The organism is Arthrobacter sp. CAN_A214 (assembly GCF_015751955.1).
Lineage (GTDB): Bacteria > Actinomycetota > Actinomycetes > Actinomycetales > Micrococcaceae > Arthrobacter_D.
On sequence record NZ_JADOUU010000009.1, the window covers coordinates 1 to 16,154 of the forward strand.

Genomic DNA, 16,154 nt, shown 5'->3' on the forward strand with positions numbered 1-16,154 from the left:
TCGTCCCGGTGATGACCGTGCACGCGGGGGCCGTCCCGAAAGTGACCGCACATCCGGTCGTCCCGGTGATGACCGTGCACGCGGGGGCCGTCCCGAAAGTGACCGCACATCCGGTCGTCCCGGTGATGACCGTGCACGCGGGGGCCGTCCCGGCAGTGACCGCACATCCGGTCGTCCCGGTGATGACCGCGCAGCAGGGTCCGGCCGCGGAGCCGAGCGCCAGAGGCCCGGCTCAGGGTCCACGAGCAGGTTCGGTGCTGAGACCTCGGGCCGGCAGGGTTCCGGCGCAGGCTCATCTCGCGACGGATTCTCCCGTAACGCCGCAGGCAGGCCCAGTGAGGGCAGGAACAACCCCTCGAGGGACGGTTCCTTCCGGGACGGCCCTTCCAGGAGCAGTGAGGGTGCCGGCCGGACCGGCGAGAGGAAGTTCGGGGCGGCACGTCCGTCCGGCGGCAGGCCTGGAGCGGCGAAACCGGGCCGCCCGACACGTCAGAAACCAGCAGGACCCAAGGCGTTCGGGCGGGAGCGGTTCGGCAAGGATCTCGGGCCCGTCCGGCGTCCCAAGCCGGCGCGCTCCTCGCGTCCCGCCGACGAGGTCGATGTCCACGATCCGGAGGGTGTCCGGCTGCAGAAGGTCATGGCGCTCGCCGGCGTCGCGTCCCGGCGCGTGTGCGAGGAGATGATCCTCGACGGTCGGGTGGAGGTGGACGGCAGCGTGGTGACCGAACTCGGCGTTCGCGTGGACCCCGAGAAGGTTGCCATCCACGTCGACGGCATGCGTCTCCAGCTCAACGAGTCCCAGCGGTACTACGTGTTCAACAAGCCGCGTGGCGTGGTGTCCACCATGGAGGACCCCGAGGGCCGGCCCTGCATCGGCGATTTCCTCAAGAACAAGAACAAGAACGAAAGGCTCTTCCATGTGGGCCGACTCGATGCCGAGACCGAGGGCCTGCTCCTGCTGACGAACGACGGCGAGCTGACGAACCGGCTCACCCACCCCTCGTACGAAGTACCGAAGACCTACCTCGTCCAGGTCCGCGGGCCCATGGCCCAGGGGATCGGCGCGCAGATGAAAGAGGGCATCGAGCTCGAGGACGGCGTTGCACGTGTTGATTCCTTCAAGCTCGTCGATTCCACTCCCGGCCACGTCCTCGTCGAGGTGGTGCTCCATTCAGGGCGCAACCGCGTGGTCCGCAGGCTTTTCGACGCCGTCGGCCACCCCGTCGAGCGGCTGGTTCGTACCCAGGTGGGACCCATCCGTGTCGGCGACCAGCGGCAGGGCAGCATCCGCGTCCTCGGGCGCCAGGAGGTAGGCCACCTCCTCGCATCGGTAGGTCTGTAGCGGATGCAGGCACAGGCGGACAACGGAACCCACCTGACCGGTCCCGTACTGGTGATCGGCGCCGGGCTGCTCGGGGCGAGCATCGGCCTCGGGCTTCGGGCCCGCGGCGTCGACGTCGTGCTCTCCGATATCTCCCCGTCCACGCAGGCCGTGGCGCGGGACATCGGTGCGGGCCGCGTCCTCGAGCCGGCGGTAGCCGGAAAGTCTCTCGAACCGGAGCTCGTGGTTGTCGCTGTGCCGCCTGATGCGACCGCCGCGATCGCCGCAGCCGCCCTGGGAAACTACCCCCGAGCCGTCGTCGTCGATATCTCCAGCGTGAAGTCCGCCGTCCTGCGGGAGCTCCGGGAACTGCTGCCCGGAGAGGCGGCGTTGTCGAGGTATGTGGGCACGCACCCCATGGCCGGACGCGAGAGATCCGGTCCCGTGGCGGCGCGGGCCGAATTGTTCATCGGCATGCCGTGGGTGCTGTGCCCCGGGGACCAGAGCTCAGCTGCAGCGGTGCGCTGCGCCGAAGCGCTGGCCGTTGACCTCGGCGCAGTTCCGGCACGCATGAGTGTGGAGGACCACGACCAGGCCGTCGCCCTCATCTCGCACCTGCCACAGGTGGTGTCCTCCCTCGTGGCGAGCCGCCTGCAGGAAACACCTGCCCACGCGCTGTCGCTCGCCGGTAACGGGCTCCGGGACGTCACGCGCATTGCGGCCAGCGATCCCGGCCTGTGGGTGCAGATCCTCACCGCGAACGCCGATCGCCTCGTGCAGATCCTGTACGGAGTGCGTGAGGACCTGAACCGCCTGATCGGAACCCTCGAGAACCCCGTCGCCGATGGCGCCCGGCTCGACATGGCCCAATTGATGTCCGAGGGTAACGCCGGCCAGGCGCGGATCCCGGGCAAGCACGGCACCCCACCGGGCTCCTTCGCCCGGCTGACGGTGCTGGTGGATGACACGCCCGGGCAGATTGCCCGGCTGCTGACCGAGATCGGCGATACCGGCATCAACCTCGAGGACCTACGGCTCGAACACTCACCCGGGCGCCAGCTGGGTATGGCCGAAATCTCGGTCCTCCCCGGAAAGCGGCAGAAATTGACGGAGTCCCTTACGCAGCGGGGCTGGAAGGTGATCCAGTGAACGAGACCCGCCCCCTGTCCCGCTTCCGGCTCGGCAAATCCCTCGTGGTGGCCATCGACGGGCCGTCAGGCTCCGGCAAGTCGAGCGTCAGTAGGGAAGTTGCCCGGCGACTGCACGCCGCCTATCTCGACACCGGCGCCATGTACCGTGCGGTCACCCTGCACTGCATAGCAGGGGGGGTGGACCTGCAGGACGCCGTCTCGGTCGAGCAGGCCGCCCGTAGCGTCGAGTTGTTCATCAGCACGGACCCGAACCGGGAATCGGTCACCCTGAAGGGGGAGGACGTCACGAATGCCATCCGGGAACCCTCCGTCTCGACCGCGGTCAGCGCCGTGGCGACGACCATGGGGGCAAGGAGCGAACTGATCCGGCGCCAGCGTGCCCTGATCGCCGGGGCCGGGCACCGCATCGTGGCCGAGGGACGTGACATCACCACCGTCGTCGCTCCTGACGCCGAGGTGCGGATTCTCCTGACGGCAAGCGAGGAGGCCCGCCTCCGCCGGCGCGGGGACCAGTTGGGCGGTTCGCAGAGCGAGGGCCAGCTCAAGCAGCAGGTGCTCGAGCGGGACGCCCGAGATTCCACCGTGGTGAACTTCCAGCAGGCCGCAGACGGCGTGGTCACCGTCGATTCCTCAGCGCTCGATTTCGAGCAGACCGTCTCGGCAGTTCTCGACGTCGTGCGCGCCGTCGCCCACTAGGCGCCGTACGGCCAACGCTCCGAACCCCTCTTTCGAGTCGATCGGAGTACAGCCAGGCGCCGCCCACCAGCCACGTACTAACGAAGGAATGCACTATGAGCGGAACGATTCCGCCCCAGGATCCCACCGGACCCGACGAGGAATTCGAGCCTGCGGGCGAGGACCGCATCGCCGAGCGGCTCGAGGTACTCGACGACGCCGAGGCCGAGGTCCGTGCCGCTTCGCTGCGCGCCGGGCTTGAGGACTACGAGCTCGACGACGAGGACGCAGCGCTGCTTGCGCGCCAGGACGAGAACTACGACGACGACGCCGAACACCGGCTGAACCCGGTCCTCGCCATCGTGGGACGCCCCAATGTCGGCAAGTCGACCCTGGTCAACCGGATCCTCGGCCGCCGTGAGGCCGTCGTCGAGGATACCCCCGGTGTCACGCGTGACCGGGTGTCCTACCCTGCGCAGTGGACCGGGCACAACTTCACGCTTGTCGATACCGGCGGGTGGGAGCAGGACGTGAAGGGCATCAACCGGCGCGTTGCCGACCAGGCCGAGATCGCCGTGGACATGGCCGACGCCGTGCTGCTGGTGGTCGACGCCACCGTCGGAGCCACCGCGACCGACGAGGCAGTGGTGCGAATGCTCCGGCGCAAGAAAAAACCGGTGATCCTCGTGGCGAACAAGGTGGACGACATCCAGAACGAGGCCGACGCCGCCTTCCTCTGGGGACTCGGCTTCGGCCAGCCCTGGCCGGTCTCGGCACTGCACGGCCGCGGCACCGCCGACATGCTGGACAAGGTGGTGGAGATCCTCCCCGAGTTCTCGGAGCACGGCGGCATCGAACGGTCCGGCGGACCTCGCCGCGTCGCGTTGATCGGGCGTCCCAACGTCGGCAAGTCCTCGCTGCTGAACAAGCTCGCCGGGACGGACCGCGTGGTCGTCGACCCACTGGCGGGCACCACCCGGGATCCGGTGGATGAAATGCTCGAACTGGGCGGGCGCACGTGGCGCTTCGTCGACACCGCGGGCATCCGCCGGCGCGTGCACATGCAGCAGGGCGCCGATTACTACGCCTCCCTCCGGACGCAATCCGCCCTCGAAAAGGCGGAAGTCGCCGTCGTGCTCCTCGCAGTCGACGAGGTGCTGAGCGAGCAGGACGTCCGAATTCTCAACATGGCGATCGAGTCGGGCCGTTCGATCGTGCTGGCCTTCAACAAGTGGGACCTGCTCGACGACGAGCGCAGGCGTTACCTCGAGCGCGAGATCGACCAGGACCTCGCGCACGTGGACTGGGCCCCGCGCGTCAATATCTCGGCACTGACCGGCTGGCACAAGGACCGTCTGGTGCCGGCACTCGACATCGCCCTCGAGTCCTGGGACCGCCGGATCCCCACGGGCCGACTCAACGCCTTCCTCGGGGAACTGGTGGCGGCGCACCCGCACCCGGTCCGGGGAGGCAAGCAGCCACGGATCCTCTTCGGCACACAGGCCTCAAGCCGTCCGCCGAAGTTCGTCCTCTTCACCACGGGCTTCCTCGATCCCGGCTACCGCCGCTTCATCACGCGCCGGTTGCGGGAAACCTTCGGTTTCGAGGGAACCCCCATCGAAGTGAGCATGCGCGTGAGGGAAAAGCGTAGCCGGAAGCGCTGACCTCCGGTCTTCGTGCGGTACGTCCGACTGGATGCTGTAGAGTTATCGAGGTGGTTTGACCGGTAAGGGTCACACCGTTCGGGATGTGGCGCAGCTTGGTAGCGCACTTGACTGGGGGTCAAGGGGTCGCAGGTTCGAATCCTGTCATCCCGACGGACGGAACGGTAGATCAGGGCCCGTCCTCAACTGTTGCAGGCAGCAGGTGAGGACGGGCTTTTCTGTGTCCGCCGGCCTGCTTGCGTCTCCTGAGCGGACCGGCGCACGGGTCGATGGGAACCATGCCTATACTCGATCCATACCGGACCGGGCGCAGCTGCCGTTCGGTCCTCATCCGGAGTACCAGCTGAAAGGCGATCATGAGCAACATTCCCGAAGGTCTTTACTACACGGCCGAGCACGAGTGGGTCAGCGAGCCGAATGCCGCCGGTGTGGTGCGCGTGGGAATCACCGATTTCGCGCAGGACGCGTTGGGTGACGTCGTATACGTCCAGCTGCCGGACGCCGGCTCCATAGTGAGCGGCGCCGACGTCGTCGGCGAGGTCGAGTCGACCAAGAGCGTCAGCGATGTCTACGCCCCCGTCTCGGGCGAAGTCGTCTCGCGCAACGAGGCCCTCGACGATGATCCCTCGCTCATCAACTCCGACCCGTACGGCGAGGGCTGGCTCCTCGAAATCCGCGTCGAGAGCGCCGCCGTCGTTGAGGAATTGCTGAGTTCTTCGGACTACTTGCAGCAGGTAGGCTAGAGCTACCGGCTCTGGCAGTTGTCGCTACCCGGGATGGCGAGGCCATCGAACTCAGGTCACGTAGGGTGGGGAGGAAACCAATGGTTGGCGACAACACCGCAGCCGCGAACGAAGGGGAACCGCAGATGGAGTCTTCGGAGACCACGACCATCGGTCTGCCCCCGCAGATCGAAACCATCGAAATCGAACGGAACCTCACTCGTGAGGAGCAGAACTCCGTCTCGGCTCTTCCCGCCGGATCCGCATTGCTGATCGCTCACTCCGGTCCCAATGCGGGTGCCCGCTTCCTTCTCGACGAGGACGTGACGAAAGCCGGCCGCCACCCGAATGCGGACATTTTCCTCGACGATGTCACAGTGTCCCGTCAGCACGCAGAGTTCCGCCGTTCGGAAACCGGCTTCCTGGTGGTCGACACCCGGAGTTTGAACGGCACCTACGTCAACAACGACCGCGTGGACAGCATCGCGCTGCGCAACGGCAACGAGGTGCGGATCGGCAAGTTCCGCCTCACCTTCTATGCGGCGCGCACCGGTGCCGCGGGCCAGTCCTCGGCGCAGCACACCGCGCAGGCGTAGTCCGCTTCATGCCTTCGACTCCTTCCAGCCGGCGCAGCGTAGGTGCGGTTCCGGCGCACCCGGGCTCCGGCGTCCGTAACATCGGCGAGGTCCTCCGCGAACTCGCGGAGGATTTCCCGCAGGTCACCGCGTCCAAGATCCGGTTCCTCGAGGAGAAGGGGCTGATCACCCCGCAGCGGACCCGCGCGGGTTACCGCAAGTATGCGGCCCACGACGTCGAACGCCTCCGCTTCGTCCTTGCGCTCCAGCGGGACCAGTATCTTCCCCTGAAAGTCATCAAGGACTATGTCGATGCCATTGATCGGGGAGAGCGGCCTGAATCGCTGCCCGGTGGGATGAGCCTCTCGCCGCGCATGGTGTCCGACCAACTGGCCCGGGAGCTGGGCTCCCACGCGCGCAGCCTGACCGCCGAGACGCTTGCCGCGGAAGCCGGTGCAACCCCTCGGCTCATGGCCGACCTCGTGAACTTCGGGTTGATAGCGCCTGCTGAAGGCCGCTTCGACGAACACGCCCTTAAAATCACGAAGGCGTGCGTCCAGCTCGAAGGCCACGGCATCGAACCCCGGCACCTGCGCCCCTTCCGCGCCGCAGCCGACCGCGAGTTGGGCCTCGTGGAACGGGTGATCGCTCCCGAAGCGTCCCGTCGCGACGTCGCGTCCAAAGCCCGTGCTGCCGAGACGGCGCGTGAGATCAGCGAATTGTGCCTCGGCCTTCACAGCGCTCTGGTCTACAGCCACATCTCCAGGCTGGACAGTTAGGCGTCCTGCAATGATCGAAGTGGAAGTTGTCGGGGTGAGGATCGAGTTGCCGTCGAACCAGCCCCTCGTGCTGCTCAAGGAGATCTCGGGGCCCAAGCACCTGCCCATCTGGATCGGAGCGCCGGAAGCGAGTGCTATCGCCTTCGTGCAGCAGGGCATCGTGCCACCGCGCCCCATGACCCACGACCTGCTGGTCGACGTCGTGGCGGCTGCTGGACGGGCTATCACCGAGGTGCGGATCACCTCGGTGGAAGACACCGTGTATCACGCCGAACTGGTGCTCGACGACGGCACCACCGTCGAATCGCGCGCTTCCGACGCTTTGGCTGTCGCGTTGCGCGTGCCCTGTTCCATTTTCTGCGCGGACGAGGTATTGCTTGCGGCCGGGGTCGAGATTGCGGAGGCGGAGGGTGACGGCGAGGACGGCGAAGCCTCCGATGAGAAGCAGGAAACAGCCGAGAAGGAGCTCCTCCAGTTCCGGGAGTTCCTTGCCGATGTCGAGCCTGAGGACTTCGAGCGCTGATCCGGAGTCCGCTCCGGGTCCTGACCTGACCGGAACTTTCCCGACACGGGAATTCTTTAGGTGCAGGGTCTTTGACCTTCGAACCGCAGCGATCTAACGTCGAAGGATAGTTCCCATTGCACCGAAGCCCGAGCCGGGGCACACTTGAGTTCAAATCCCCGGGCGCTCAGGCTTCTTCGGCTACATTCCCGGGGACCCCGATGAGGAGGCAGCGCGTGAGTCCGAAGGGTGACGCCGGCGAGCTTGCGGGCCAGGCCGCAGCGGGTTCCGCCCTACCTGCAAGCGCCCAGGGCTTACTGTTCACCGAGGACCTTCCGGTCCTTGACGAGGATGCCGGTTACCGCGGCCCCATCGCCTGCAAGGCCGCGGGGATCACCTACCGCCAGCTCGACTATTGGGCCCGGACCGGACTTGTCGAGCCTGCAGTGCGGGGAGCGACGGGTTCCGGCACGCAACGCCTCTATGGCTTCCGCGACATCCTGGTGCTGAAAGTCGTGAAGCGGCTGCTCGACACCGGTGTTTCGCTTCAACAGATCCGCAGCGCCGTGGAGCACCTGCGGGAGCGCGGAGTCGAGGATCTTGCGCAGATCACCCTGATGAGCGACGGCGCAAGCGTGTACGAGTGCACGTCCGCCGACGAGGTCATCGATCTGGTGCAGGGCGGTCAGGGCGTATTCGGCATCGCCGTAGGGCGGGTCTGGCGCGAAGTCGAAGGGACCCTTGCGGCCCTTCCCAGCGAGCACGCGCCCGAGCAGGGCTTCCCGGGCGATGAGCTGAGCAAGCGTCGAACGACGGCACGCCGCATCAGCTAGCCTTCCGTCGACGTGCCGCTTCGAGTCCTACCGGCGGGACGCACGGCTTCGAAGGCGGCCCGAATCGAACAGATTCCCCAGGAGCTCGTCGAAGTACCCCGCTGCCTGCCGTGCGGCGTCTCCGGGCCAGGAATGCACGGAGTGGGCGGCACCCTGGATCTGCTGCCAGTTCGCCTGCTCCGGAATCGTCGGATCGAGCAGGAGGTCCCCGAACATCCGCCTCATTTCCTTCAACCGGAACGCGTGCTCGTTCGACGCCGGCCGTACCCGGTTCGCCACGATTCCCGCCGTCCGAAGGCCCGGTGCGAACTCCGAACGAAAAACGTCGAGCGCGCGCATGGCCCGCTCGGTTCCTGCCACGGAGAACAGCGCCGGCTCGGCGACCAGAAGCACCTGATTACTGGCACTCCAGGCCATGCGGGTGAGCCCGTTGAGCGAGGGCGGGCAGTCGATGAGGACCAGGCTGTATCGATCGACCCTGGACAACAGTGTCGAGAGTCTTTTGAGGTCACGGGTGCTGAGGTCGGGCCGGTCGAAGGTTGCCGAAGTACCGGAACCGACGGCCACATCCAACGCCGGGCCCTGCCGACCTGCAGTCGCAGCCCAGCCGCTCGGAGCCGTGTTGGCCGTCAGATCCCCGCGGCGGGAGTCCTTCAACAGCCGCCCGATGTCCGTCTGGTCGCCGCGGTCCACTCCCAAGCCCCGAGTGGCGTCCGCATGGGGGTCGAGGTCGACCACGAGCGTCGGAATTCCCGCAGCGAGTGCCGCCGATGCGAGCCCCAGGGTGACCGAGGTCTTACCCACTCCGCCCTTGAGGCTGCTGATACTGACAACTTGCACGCGAGATACCCATCCCTAACCTGGTGTCCTGCAGCAGGTATGCAGCAGGTAAGCAAAAATCCCCTGATCATTCTAAAGGGACGGGCAGAGGCTCCGGAACGCCGCCGGCTGCCGTTACGTGTCGCTACAGGAGATGAACTCCCCGCAGGAACCGAACTGTAGGATCGGAGGAACTTCCAACCGACCCGCAAGGACGCAGGAGTACGACATGTTTTCGAAGATTTTGGTTGCTAATCGTGGTGAGATTGCGATTCGTGCGTTTCGTGCTGGGCATGAGGTGGGGTCCAAGACGGTGGCGGTGTTTCCTTTTGAGGATCGGAATTCGATTCATCGGCAGAAGGCTGATGAGGCGTATTTGATCGGTGTGGAGGGTCATCCGGTGCGGGCGTATCTGGATGTCGAGGAGATCGTGCGGGTCGCGGTGGAGTCGGGGTGTGATGCGATTTATCCGGGGTATGGGTTCTTGTCGGAGAATCCGGGGCTGGCGCGGGCTGCGGCGGAGGCGGGGATCGTGTTCGTGGGCCCGCCGGCTGATGTGTTGGAGTTGGCGGGGAATAAGGTCAAGGCGTTGGACGCGGCGAGGGCTGCGGGTATTCCGGTGTTGGCGTCGTCCCGGCCGAGCGCTGATGTGGGTGAGTTGATTGCGGCGGCGGAGGAGATCGGGTTTCCGGTGTTCGCCAAGGCGGTGGCTGGTGGTGGGGGTCGGGGGATGCGTCGGGTGGATTCCCGGGAGGCGTTGCCGGGGGCGTTGGAGGCGGCGATGCGTGAGGCGGAGTCCGCGTTCGGGGATCCGACGATGTTCCTGGAGCAGGCGGTGTTGCGGCCGCGTCATATCGAGGTGCAGATCCTTGCTGACGCGCAGGGCAATGTGATGCATTTGTTCGAGCGGGATTGTTCGTTGCAGCGCCGGCATCAGAAGGTCATCGAGATCGCGCCGGCCCCGAACCTGGACGAGGGGATCCGGCAGGCGTTGCACCGGGATGCGGTGAAGTTCGCGACGGCTTTGGGGTATGTGAATGCCGGGACGGTGGAGTTCCTGGTCGACACGGTGGGGGAGCGGGCGGGTAAGCACGTGTTCATTGAGATGAATCCGCGGATCCAGGTCGAGCACACGGTGACGGAGGAAGTCACCGATGTGGATCTGGTGCAGGCGCAGTTGCGCATCGCCGCGGGTGAGTCCCTGGCGGACCTTGGGCTGTCGCAGGACACCGTGTATCTGCGCGGCGCGGCATTGCAGTCGCGGATCACCACGGAGGATCCCGCGAACGGGTTCCGGCCCGACGTGGGACGTATTTCGGCCTATAGGTCGGCCGGGGGTGCGGGGGTACGCCTGGACGGCGGGACGGTGTATGCGGGGGCGGAAATCAGCCCGCATTTCGATTCGATGCTGGTCAAGCTCACCTGCCGGGGCCGGGACTACGCCTCGGCCGTGACGAGGGCCCGGCGTGCTTTGGCGGAGTTCCGGGTCCGCGGGGTCTCCACGAACATCAGCTTTCTGCAGGCGGTGCTGGATGATCCGGACTTCATCGCCGGGAACGTCGCGACGTCGTTCATCGATGAGCGCCCCGAGCTGCTCACGGCCCGGGTGCCCGCGGACCGTGGTACGAAGCTGTTGACGTGGTTGGCGGAGGTCACGGTCAACAAACCCCATGGGGAGCGCCCGGGGCACCTGGATCCGCAGGAAAAACTCCCTGCCCTGCCCGCGCAGGAGCGTCACGCCGACCGGAACGGTGCCGGTAGCGGTGCGGATGCTGATGGTCCTCACTCGTTGCCGGCGGGTTCTCGGCAGCGCCTGCAAGAACTTGGGCCTGAGGGTTTCGCGCGTCAGTTGCGGGCGCAGGTTGCGGTGGCGGTGACGGATACGACGTTCCGGGATGCGCACCAGTCGTTGCTGGCGACCCGGGTCCGCACGAGGGACTTGACCGCCGCGGCCGGCCCGGTGTCGCGTCTGACCCCGGAGTTGTTCTCGGTCGAGGCTTGGGGTGGGGCGACCTATGATGTGGGGTTGCGGTTCCTGGGCGAGGATCCGTGGGACCGGTTGGACGCTTTGCGCCGGGAGATCCCGAATATTTGTTTGCAGATGCTGCTGCGCGGGCGTAACACGGTGGGCTACACCCCCTACCCCGAAGCCGTCACGGAAGCCTTCGTCACCGAGGCCGCTTCCTCGGGGATCGATATCTTCCGCATCTTCGATGCCCTGAACGATGTGTCCCAGATGGAACCGGCCATCCGGGCCGTCCGCGCCACGGGCACCGCGGTCGCGGAAGTCGCGCTGTGTTACACCGCGGACATGCTCGACCCGGCCGAGTCCCTCTACACGCTCGACTATTACCTGGACCTGGCGCAGCGCATCGTGGACGCGGGGGCGCATATCCTGGCGATCAAGGACATGGCCGGACTGCTCCGCCCGGCCGCCGCCGTCAAACTCGTGACCGCGCTGCGGGAACGCTTCGATCTGCCCGTGCATTTGCATACCCACGACACCGCGGGGGGTCAGCTCGCGACCCTGCTGGCCGCGATCGAGGCCGGGGTGGACGCCGTGGATGTCGCCAGCGCCCCCCTGGCCGGGACGACCAGCCAGCCCTCGGCGTCGGCCCTGGTCGCGGCCCTGGCCCACACCCCGCGTGAGACCGGGCTGGACCTGGACGCGGTGTGTGCCCTGGAGCCCTACTGGGAAGCGGTCCGGCGCATCTACTCACCGTTCGAGTCCGGGCTGCCCGGGCCCACGGGCCGGGTGTATCGGCACGAGATCCCCGGGGGGCAGCTCTCCAACCTGAAGCAGCAAGCCATCGCCCTGGGTTTGGGGGAGCGTTTCGAGGCCATCGAGGACATGTACACCGCAGCCGATAAGATCCTGGGTCGCCTGGTGAAAGTCACCCCGTCTTCCAAGGTCGTGGGGGACCTGGCCCTGCAGCTCGTCGGCGCGAACGCCGACCCGGCCGAGTTCGAAGCCAACCCGCAGGCCTATGACATCCCGGATTCGGTCATCGGGTTCCTCAACGGTGACCTCGGAGACCCGCCCGGCGGCTGGCCCGAACCCTTCCGCACCAAAGCCCTCCAAGGCCGCACCGTCAAACCCGCCACCGCCGAACTCGGCCCCGATGACGCAGCGAAACTCAAAGGGGACTCCGCGGAGCGCCGGGAAACCCTGAACCGGCTGCTCTTCCCCGGTCCCGCGAAGGACTACCAGGCCGTCCGGGACACTTACGGAGACGTCTCGGTCCTTGGGACCGCGGACTACCTCTACGGCCTGCAACAGGGCTCTGAGCATGTCATCGAACTCGAAAAAGGCGTCCGGCTCATCGCCCGCCTCGAAGCCGTCTCCGACCCGGACGAGAAAGGCATGCGCACCGTGATGTGCGTGTTGAACGGCCAGATGCGCCCCGTGAGCGTCCGCGATAAAAGCATCCACAGCGACGTCAAAACCGCCGAGAAAGCCGACACCACCAAACCCGGCCACATCCCCGCCCCCTTCGCCGGCGCCGTCACCATCACCGTCAAAGAAGGCGACACCGTCACAGCCGGAGACACCGTCGCGACCATCGAAGCCATGAAAATGGAAGCCAACATCACCACACCGGTAAGCGGCACCATCAAACGCACCACCCTCACCGGAACAGGACAAACCCAAGGCGGAGACCTCCTCCTCGAAGTCACACCAAAGGCGCCGTGACGCATTACGACCTCGCCATCATCGGCTCCGGCTCCGGCAACACCCTGATCACTCCGGAGTGGGATAACCGCCGGATCGCCCTGATCGACGGCGGGACGTTCGGCGGGACCTGCCTGAATGTCGGCTGCATCCCGACGAAGATGTATGTGTATCCAGCAGGGCTCGCGACCGCGGCGCGCGAGTCCTCGCGGCTCGGCGTGGACCTCACTTTCGACGGAGCGAGGTGGGCCGACATCCGCGACCGCATCTTCACCCGTATCGACGCGATTTCCACCGGGGGACGCGAGTATCGGGCGGACGAACTGGAAAACGTCACCCTGTTCGAGGAGTACTTCCGCCTGACCGGCGAGAAATCGCTCGTCTCCGCAACAGGGCAGAAGATCACCGCAGACCAGGTGGTGATTGCGGCAGGATCGCGTGCAGTGCTGCCCGACATCCCGGGAATTACCCTTCCGCAGGTCCACACCTCCGACACCGTGATGCGGCTCGCGACTCAGCCCGCGCGTCTGCTGATCATCGGTGGCGGCTATATCGCAGCAGAATTCGCCCACGTCTTCGGTGCCCTCGGCACGGAGGTGACGATGGTGGTGCGCTCCGGTGGCCTGCTACGGGCTCTCGACGAGACAGTGTCGGCGTGCTTCACCGAGGAGGCCTCGAAGCAGTGGCAGGTCCGCCTCGACTCATCCGTTGCCTCGCTGAAGGAGAACCCCGACGGAACAGTGCACGCGGTGGTATCCGGCCCGGCGGGCGCCGAGGAGATCGACGTCGACGCGGTGCTCGTGGCGACCGGCAGGGTTGCCAATACCGACCGACTCGGTGCGGCCGAGGCAGGCTTCGATCTCGCCGCGAACGGGAGTCTCCGCGTTGACGCCCACCAGCGTGTCCTGCGGGGAGGGCTGCCGGTTGAAGGTGTTTGGGCTCTGGGCGACGTCAGCAGTGCCCACCAGCTCAAGCATGTCGCCAATCATGAGGCGCGGGTGGTCTCCCACAACCTGCTGCATCCCGAGAACCTGCGCCTGAGTGACCACAGGTATGTACCAGCAGCGGTCTTCACCCACCCGCAGCTGGCCGCCGTCGGTATGACCGAAAAGGAAGCACTTCGGCATGCCGAAGCGACCGGCACCGAGATCGTGACCGCGGTCCAGCAATACGGCTCCACAGCCTACGGATGGGCGATGGAGGACGCCGTCGGCTTCGTGAAGCTGCTGGCGGAGAGGGGCACGGGACGGCTCCTCGGAGCCCACGTCCTCGGACACGAAGCGTCGATGATCATTCAGCCCCTCATCCAGGCGATGTCCTTCGGCCTGACCGCCCACGACATGGCGCGGGGACAGTACTGGATCCATCCGGCCCTGACCGAGGTGGTGGAGAACGCCCTGCTGTCGCTGGGAACCGGCTGACCAGCCGGCAGGTGATCGGCAGGTGACCGGCTGGCAGCGGACTGCCAGCCGGTCAGACGATCAGGCGGTCAGACCTTGCTCGACGAGTAGATTCCCTCGACGACGCCGGAATAGTCCTTCAGCACCTGGGCCCGCTTGATCTTGAGTGAGGGGGTGAGGTGGCCGCTGGTCTCCGTGAAATCCGTCGGCACGACCCGGAAGACCTTGATGGCCTCGGCCCGCGACACAGTGGTGTTCGCGCCGTCCACCAGCTCCTGGATTTCGGCCAGCACCACGGGGTGCTCCGCGGCTTCCGCCACGGTGGTTCCGGCCGGCAACTGGTGCCGGTCGAGCCAGCCCGGCAGGGCTTCCTCGTCGAGCGTGATCAGCGCGGAGATGAACGGGCGCTGGTCGCCGACGACCACGCACTGGGACACGAGCGCGTTGGCGCGGATGGTGTCCTCGAGCAGCGCCGGCACCACGTTCTTCCCGCTGGCCGTGACGATGATTTCCTTCTTCCTTCCGGTGATGAACAGGAAGCCGTCATCGTCGAGCTGCCCGATATCGCCCGTGCGGAACCACCCGTCGGCAAAAGCCTCAGCGGTCAGGTCCGGACGGTTGAAGTAGCCCTTCAGCACGCAGACCCCTTTGGCGAGGATCTCGCCGTCGTCGGCGATCCGAACGGCGTTGCCGGGCAGGGGGGCGCCGACCGAGCCGATCTTGATGCGCTTCGGCGTGTTCACCGTGATGGGGGCCGTGGTCTCGGTCAGCCCGTAGCCCTCGAGCACCATGAGCCCGATGCCGTGGAAGAAATGCCCCAGACGGTCGCCGAGGGGCGCCCCGCCGGAGACTGCATGCTGGACGCGTCCGCCCATGGCGGTGCGGATCTTCCCGTAGAGGAGGCGATCGAAGACGGCATGTTTGGCCTTGAGCATCAGGGGGACCTTGCCCGCCTGGTCGGCTTTCGACCACGCGATGGCGACGTCGGCTCCTGCATGGAAGATCTTGCCCTTGCCGCCGTCCTCGGCCTTCAGCATCGAGTTGTTGTACACCTTCTCGAACACCCGGGGTACGGCAAGGATGAAGGTCGGCTTGTAGCTCTGGAGATCGGGGAGCAGGTTCTTGACATCGGACGTGTGCGCCACGGTGGCTCCCGCCGATACGCACAGTACGGAGATGAAGCGCGCGAAGACGTGCGCCAGGGGAAGGAACATGATGGTCTGCGCACCCTCATGGGCAACTTCCGGCAGCGCAGCGGCAGCATTGTCGGCGAGCTCGACGAAGTTCCCGTGCGTCAGCTCGCAACCCTTGGGCCGGCCCGTGGTGCCGGACGTGTAGATGACCGTGGCGACGTCGTCGAGCCCGGCCATCGCCCTGCGGGCGGCGATCGCCTGGTCCTCGACACCCGCTCCCGCGGTGCGGAGGACATCGAGTCCGTTCCCGTCGAACTGCCACACGTGCTGCAGCGCACCGAGGTTCTCGGAGGCCGATGCTTCCCGGACCACGTTCTCATGGCGTGCGGCTTCGACGAAAGCACCCACGGCACCGGAATCGCTGAGGATCCAGGCCACCTGGGCGGGGGATGACGTCTCGTACACGGGAACCGACACGGCACCCGCGAACCAGATGGCGAAATCCGCGAGCGACCACTCGTACCGTGTGCGAGCCATGATGGCCACCCGGTCACCGGCGTTGACACCCGACGCGATCAGGCCTTTGGCTACTGCCTCCACCTGGCTGCGGAACTCGGTGGCGCTGATGTCCTGCCACTGGCCGTCGCCGTCCGGAACGGAGAAAAGGGCGGGGTTGGACGGTTTTTCCGACTGCCGCACCACGAGGTCCGTAGTGTTGCTGTTGCGGGGTACGTCCACCAGGACGGGAACGCTGATTTCGCGCACGATAGCTCCTTCGATATCACCAACGCCTGTGGGATTTCCCTAGCCTACTGGTTTCCGCGCATGAATTACCGTCCAGTAATGTACGAATCAGTAACGGTCACGCGGAACCCCGCAGGCCTTCCCGCAACGGAGGGGAAATCCG

At 66.3% G+C, this 16,154-nt stretch carries 12 protein-coding genes, 1 tRNA gene and 1 pseudogene; 12 read left to right on the top strand and 2 right to left on the bottom strand.

What is annotated here, in order from left to right:
• Positions 1 to 451: 451 nt before the first annotated feature.
• The 10 genes and pseudogenes from IWX65_RS09545 to IWX65_RS09590 form a co-directional block, all read left to right on the top strand.
• A pseudogene (locus tag IWX65_RS09545) lies at positions 452 to 1,342 on the top strand (pseudouridine synthase); the annotation flags it as partial.
• A gap of 3 nt (positions 1,343 to 1,345) precedes the next feature.
• Entirely contained in the window at positions 1,346 to 2,470 is a 1,125-nt protein-coding gene (locus tag IWX65_RS09550; RefSeq protein ID WP_196882421.1) for a prephenate dehydrogenase, read from the top strand.
• Positions 2,467 to 3,168, top strand: coding sequence for a (d)CMP kinase (gene cmk, locus IWX65_RS09555; RefSeq protein WP_196882423.1), 702 nt, complete (start codon positions 2,467 to 2,469; stop codon positions 3,166 to 3,168). Before IWX65_RS09550 ends, cmk begins: the two co-directional genes overlap by 4 nt.
• A gap of 95 nt (positions 3,169 to 3,263) precedes the next feature.
• Complete coding sequence (gene der / locus IWX65_RS09560; RefSeq protein ID WP_196882425.1) at positions 3,264 to 4,811, top strand: ribosome biogenesis GTPase Der; 1,548 nt, start codon at positions 3,264 to 3,266, stop codon at positions 4,809 to 4,811.
• A gap of 79 nt (positions 4,812 to 4,890) precedes the next feature.
• A tRNA-Pro gene (locus tag IWX65_RS09565) sits at positions 4,891 to 4,964 on the top strand.
• Positions 4,965 to 5,167: 203 nt separating this feature from the next.
• Positions 5,168 to 5,554 carry a glycine cleavage system protein GcvH gene (gene gcvH, locus IWX65_RS09570; RefSeq protein ID WP_196882427.1) on the top strand — a complete coding sequence of 129 codons (387 nt, stop codon included), beginning with the start codon at positions 5,168 to 5,170 and terminating at the stop codon, positions 5,552 to 5,554.
• Positions 5,555 to 5,634: 80 nt separating this feature from the next.
• Entirely contained in the window at positions 5,635 to 6,129 is a 495-nt protein-coding gene (locus IWX65_RS09575) for an FHA domain-containing protein (RefSeq protein ID WP_196882429.1), read from the top strand.
• 8 nt (positions 6,130 to 6,137) lie between these two features.
• Entirely contained in the window at positions 6,138 to 6,887 is a 750-nt protein-coding gene (ftsR, locus tag IWX65_RS09580; RefSeq protein ID WP_196882431.1) for a transcriptional regulator FtsR, read from the top strand.
• 10 nt (positions 6,888 to 6,897) lie between these two features.
• Entirely contained in the window at positions 6,898 to 7,410 is a 513-nt protein-coding gene (locus IWX65_RS09585; RefSeq protein ID WP_196882432.1) for a bifunctional nuclease family protein, read from the top strand.
• Between the two features lie 215 nt (positions 7,411 to 7,625).
• On the top strand, positions 7,626 to 8,222 hold the full coding sequence (locus IWX65_RS09590) for a MerR family transcriptional regulator (protein ID WP_196882433.1): 597 nt from the start codon (positions 7,626 to 7,628) through the stop codon (positions 8,220 to 8,222).
• Positions 8,223 to 8,249: 27 nt separating this feature from the next.
• Here the strand turns inward: IWX65_RS09590 and IWX65_RS09595 are convergent, their stop codons facing one another.
• Positions 8,250 to 9,062, bottom strand: coding sequence for a ParA family protein (locus IWX65_RS09595; RefSeq protein WP_196882434.1), 813 nt, complete (start codon positions 9,060 to 9,062; stop codon positions 8,250 to 8,252).
• A 208-nt stretch (positions 9,063 to 9,270) separates the two neighbouring features.
• Between IWX65_RS09595 and IWX65_RS09600 the strand changes: the two genes are divergently transcribed.
• Positions 9,271 to 12,735, top strand: a complete 3,465-nt coding sequence (locus IWX65_RS09600) for a pyruvate carboxylase (RefSeq protein WP_196882435.1) — start codon at positions 9,271 to 9,273, stop codon at positions 12,733 to 12,735.
• Positions 12,732 to 14,135 carry a mycothione reductase gene (locus IWX65_RS09605; RefSeq protein WP_196882436.1) on the top strand — a complete coding sequence of 468 codons (1,404 nt, stop codon included), beginning with the start codon at positions 12,732 to 12,734 and terminating at the stop codon, positions 14,133 to 14,135. The genes IWX65_RS09600 and IWX65_RS09605 overlap by 4 nt, the downstream gene beginning before the upstream one ends.
• 68 nt (positions 14,136 to 14,203) lie before the next feature.
• On the opposite strand, the gene IWX65_RS09610 is transcribed toward IWX65_RS09605, so the two are convergent.
• A complete protein-coding gene (locus tag IWX65_RS09610) occupies positions 14,204 to 16,012 on the bottom strand; it encodes an AMP-dependent synthetase/ligase (RefSeq protein ID WP_196882437.1) in 1,809 nt (602 codons plus the stop codon).
• Positions 16,013 to 16,154: the final 142 nt, after the last annotated feature.

What these genes read in the sequence shown, in the direction of transcription:
- IWX65_RS09585 (WP_196882432.1), top strand. Translation starts at nt 6,898, where the DNA reads ATGATCGAAGTGGAAGTTGTCGGGGTGAGGATCGAGTTGCCGTCGAAC.
- IWX65_RS09600 (WP_196882435.1), top strand. Translation starts at nt 9,271, where the DNA reads ATGTTTTCGAAGATTTTGGTTGCTAATCGTGGTGAGATTGCGATTCGT.
- IWX65_RS09575 (WP_196882429.1), top strand. Translation starts at nt 5,635, where the DNA reads ATGGTTGGCGACAACACCGCAGCCGCGAACGAAGGGGAACCGCAGATG.
- gcvH (WP_196882427.1), top strand. Translation starts at nt 5,168, where the DNA reads ATGAGCAACATTCCCGAAGGTCTTTACTACACGGCCGAGCACGAGTGG.
- IWX65_RS09550 (WP_196882421.1), top strand. Translation starts at nt 1,346, where the DNA reads ATGCAGGCACAGGCGGACAACGGAACCCACCTGACCGGTCCCGTACTG.
- ftsR (WP_196882431.1), top strand. Translation starts at nt 6,138, where the DNA reads ATGCCTTCGACTCCTTCCAGCCGGCGCAGCGTAGGTGCGGTTCCGGCG.
- der (WP_196882425.1), top strand. Translation starts at nt 3,264, where the DNA reads ATGAGCGGAACGATTCCGCCCCAGGATCCCACCGGACCCGACGAGGAA.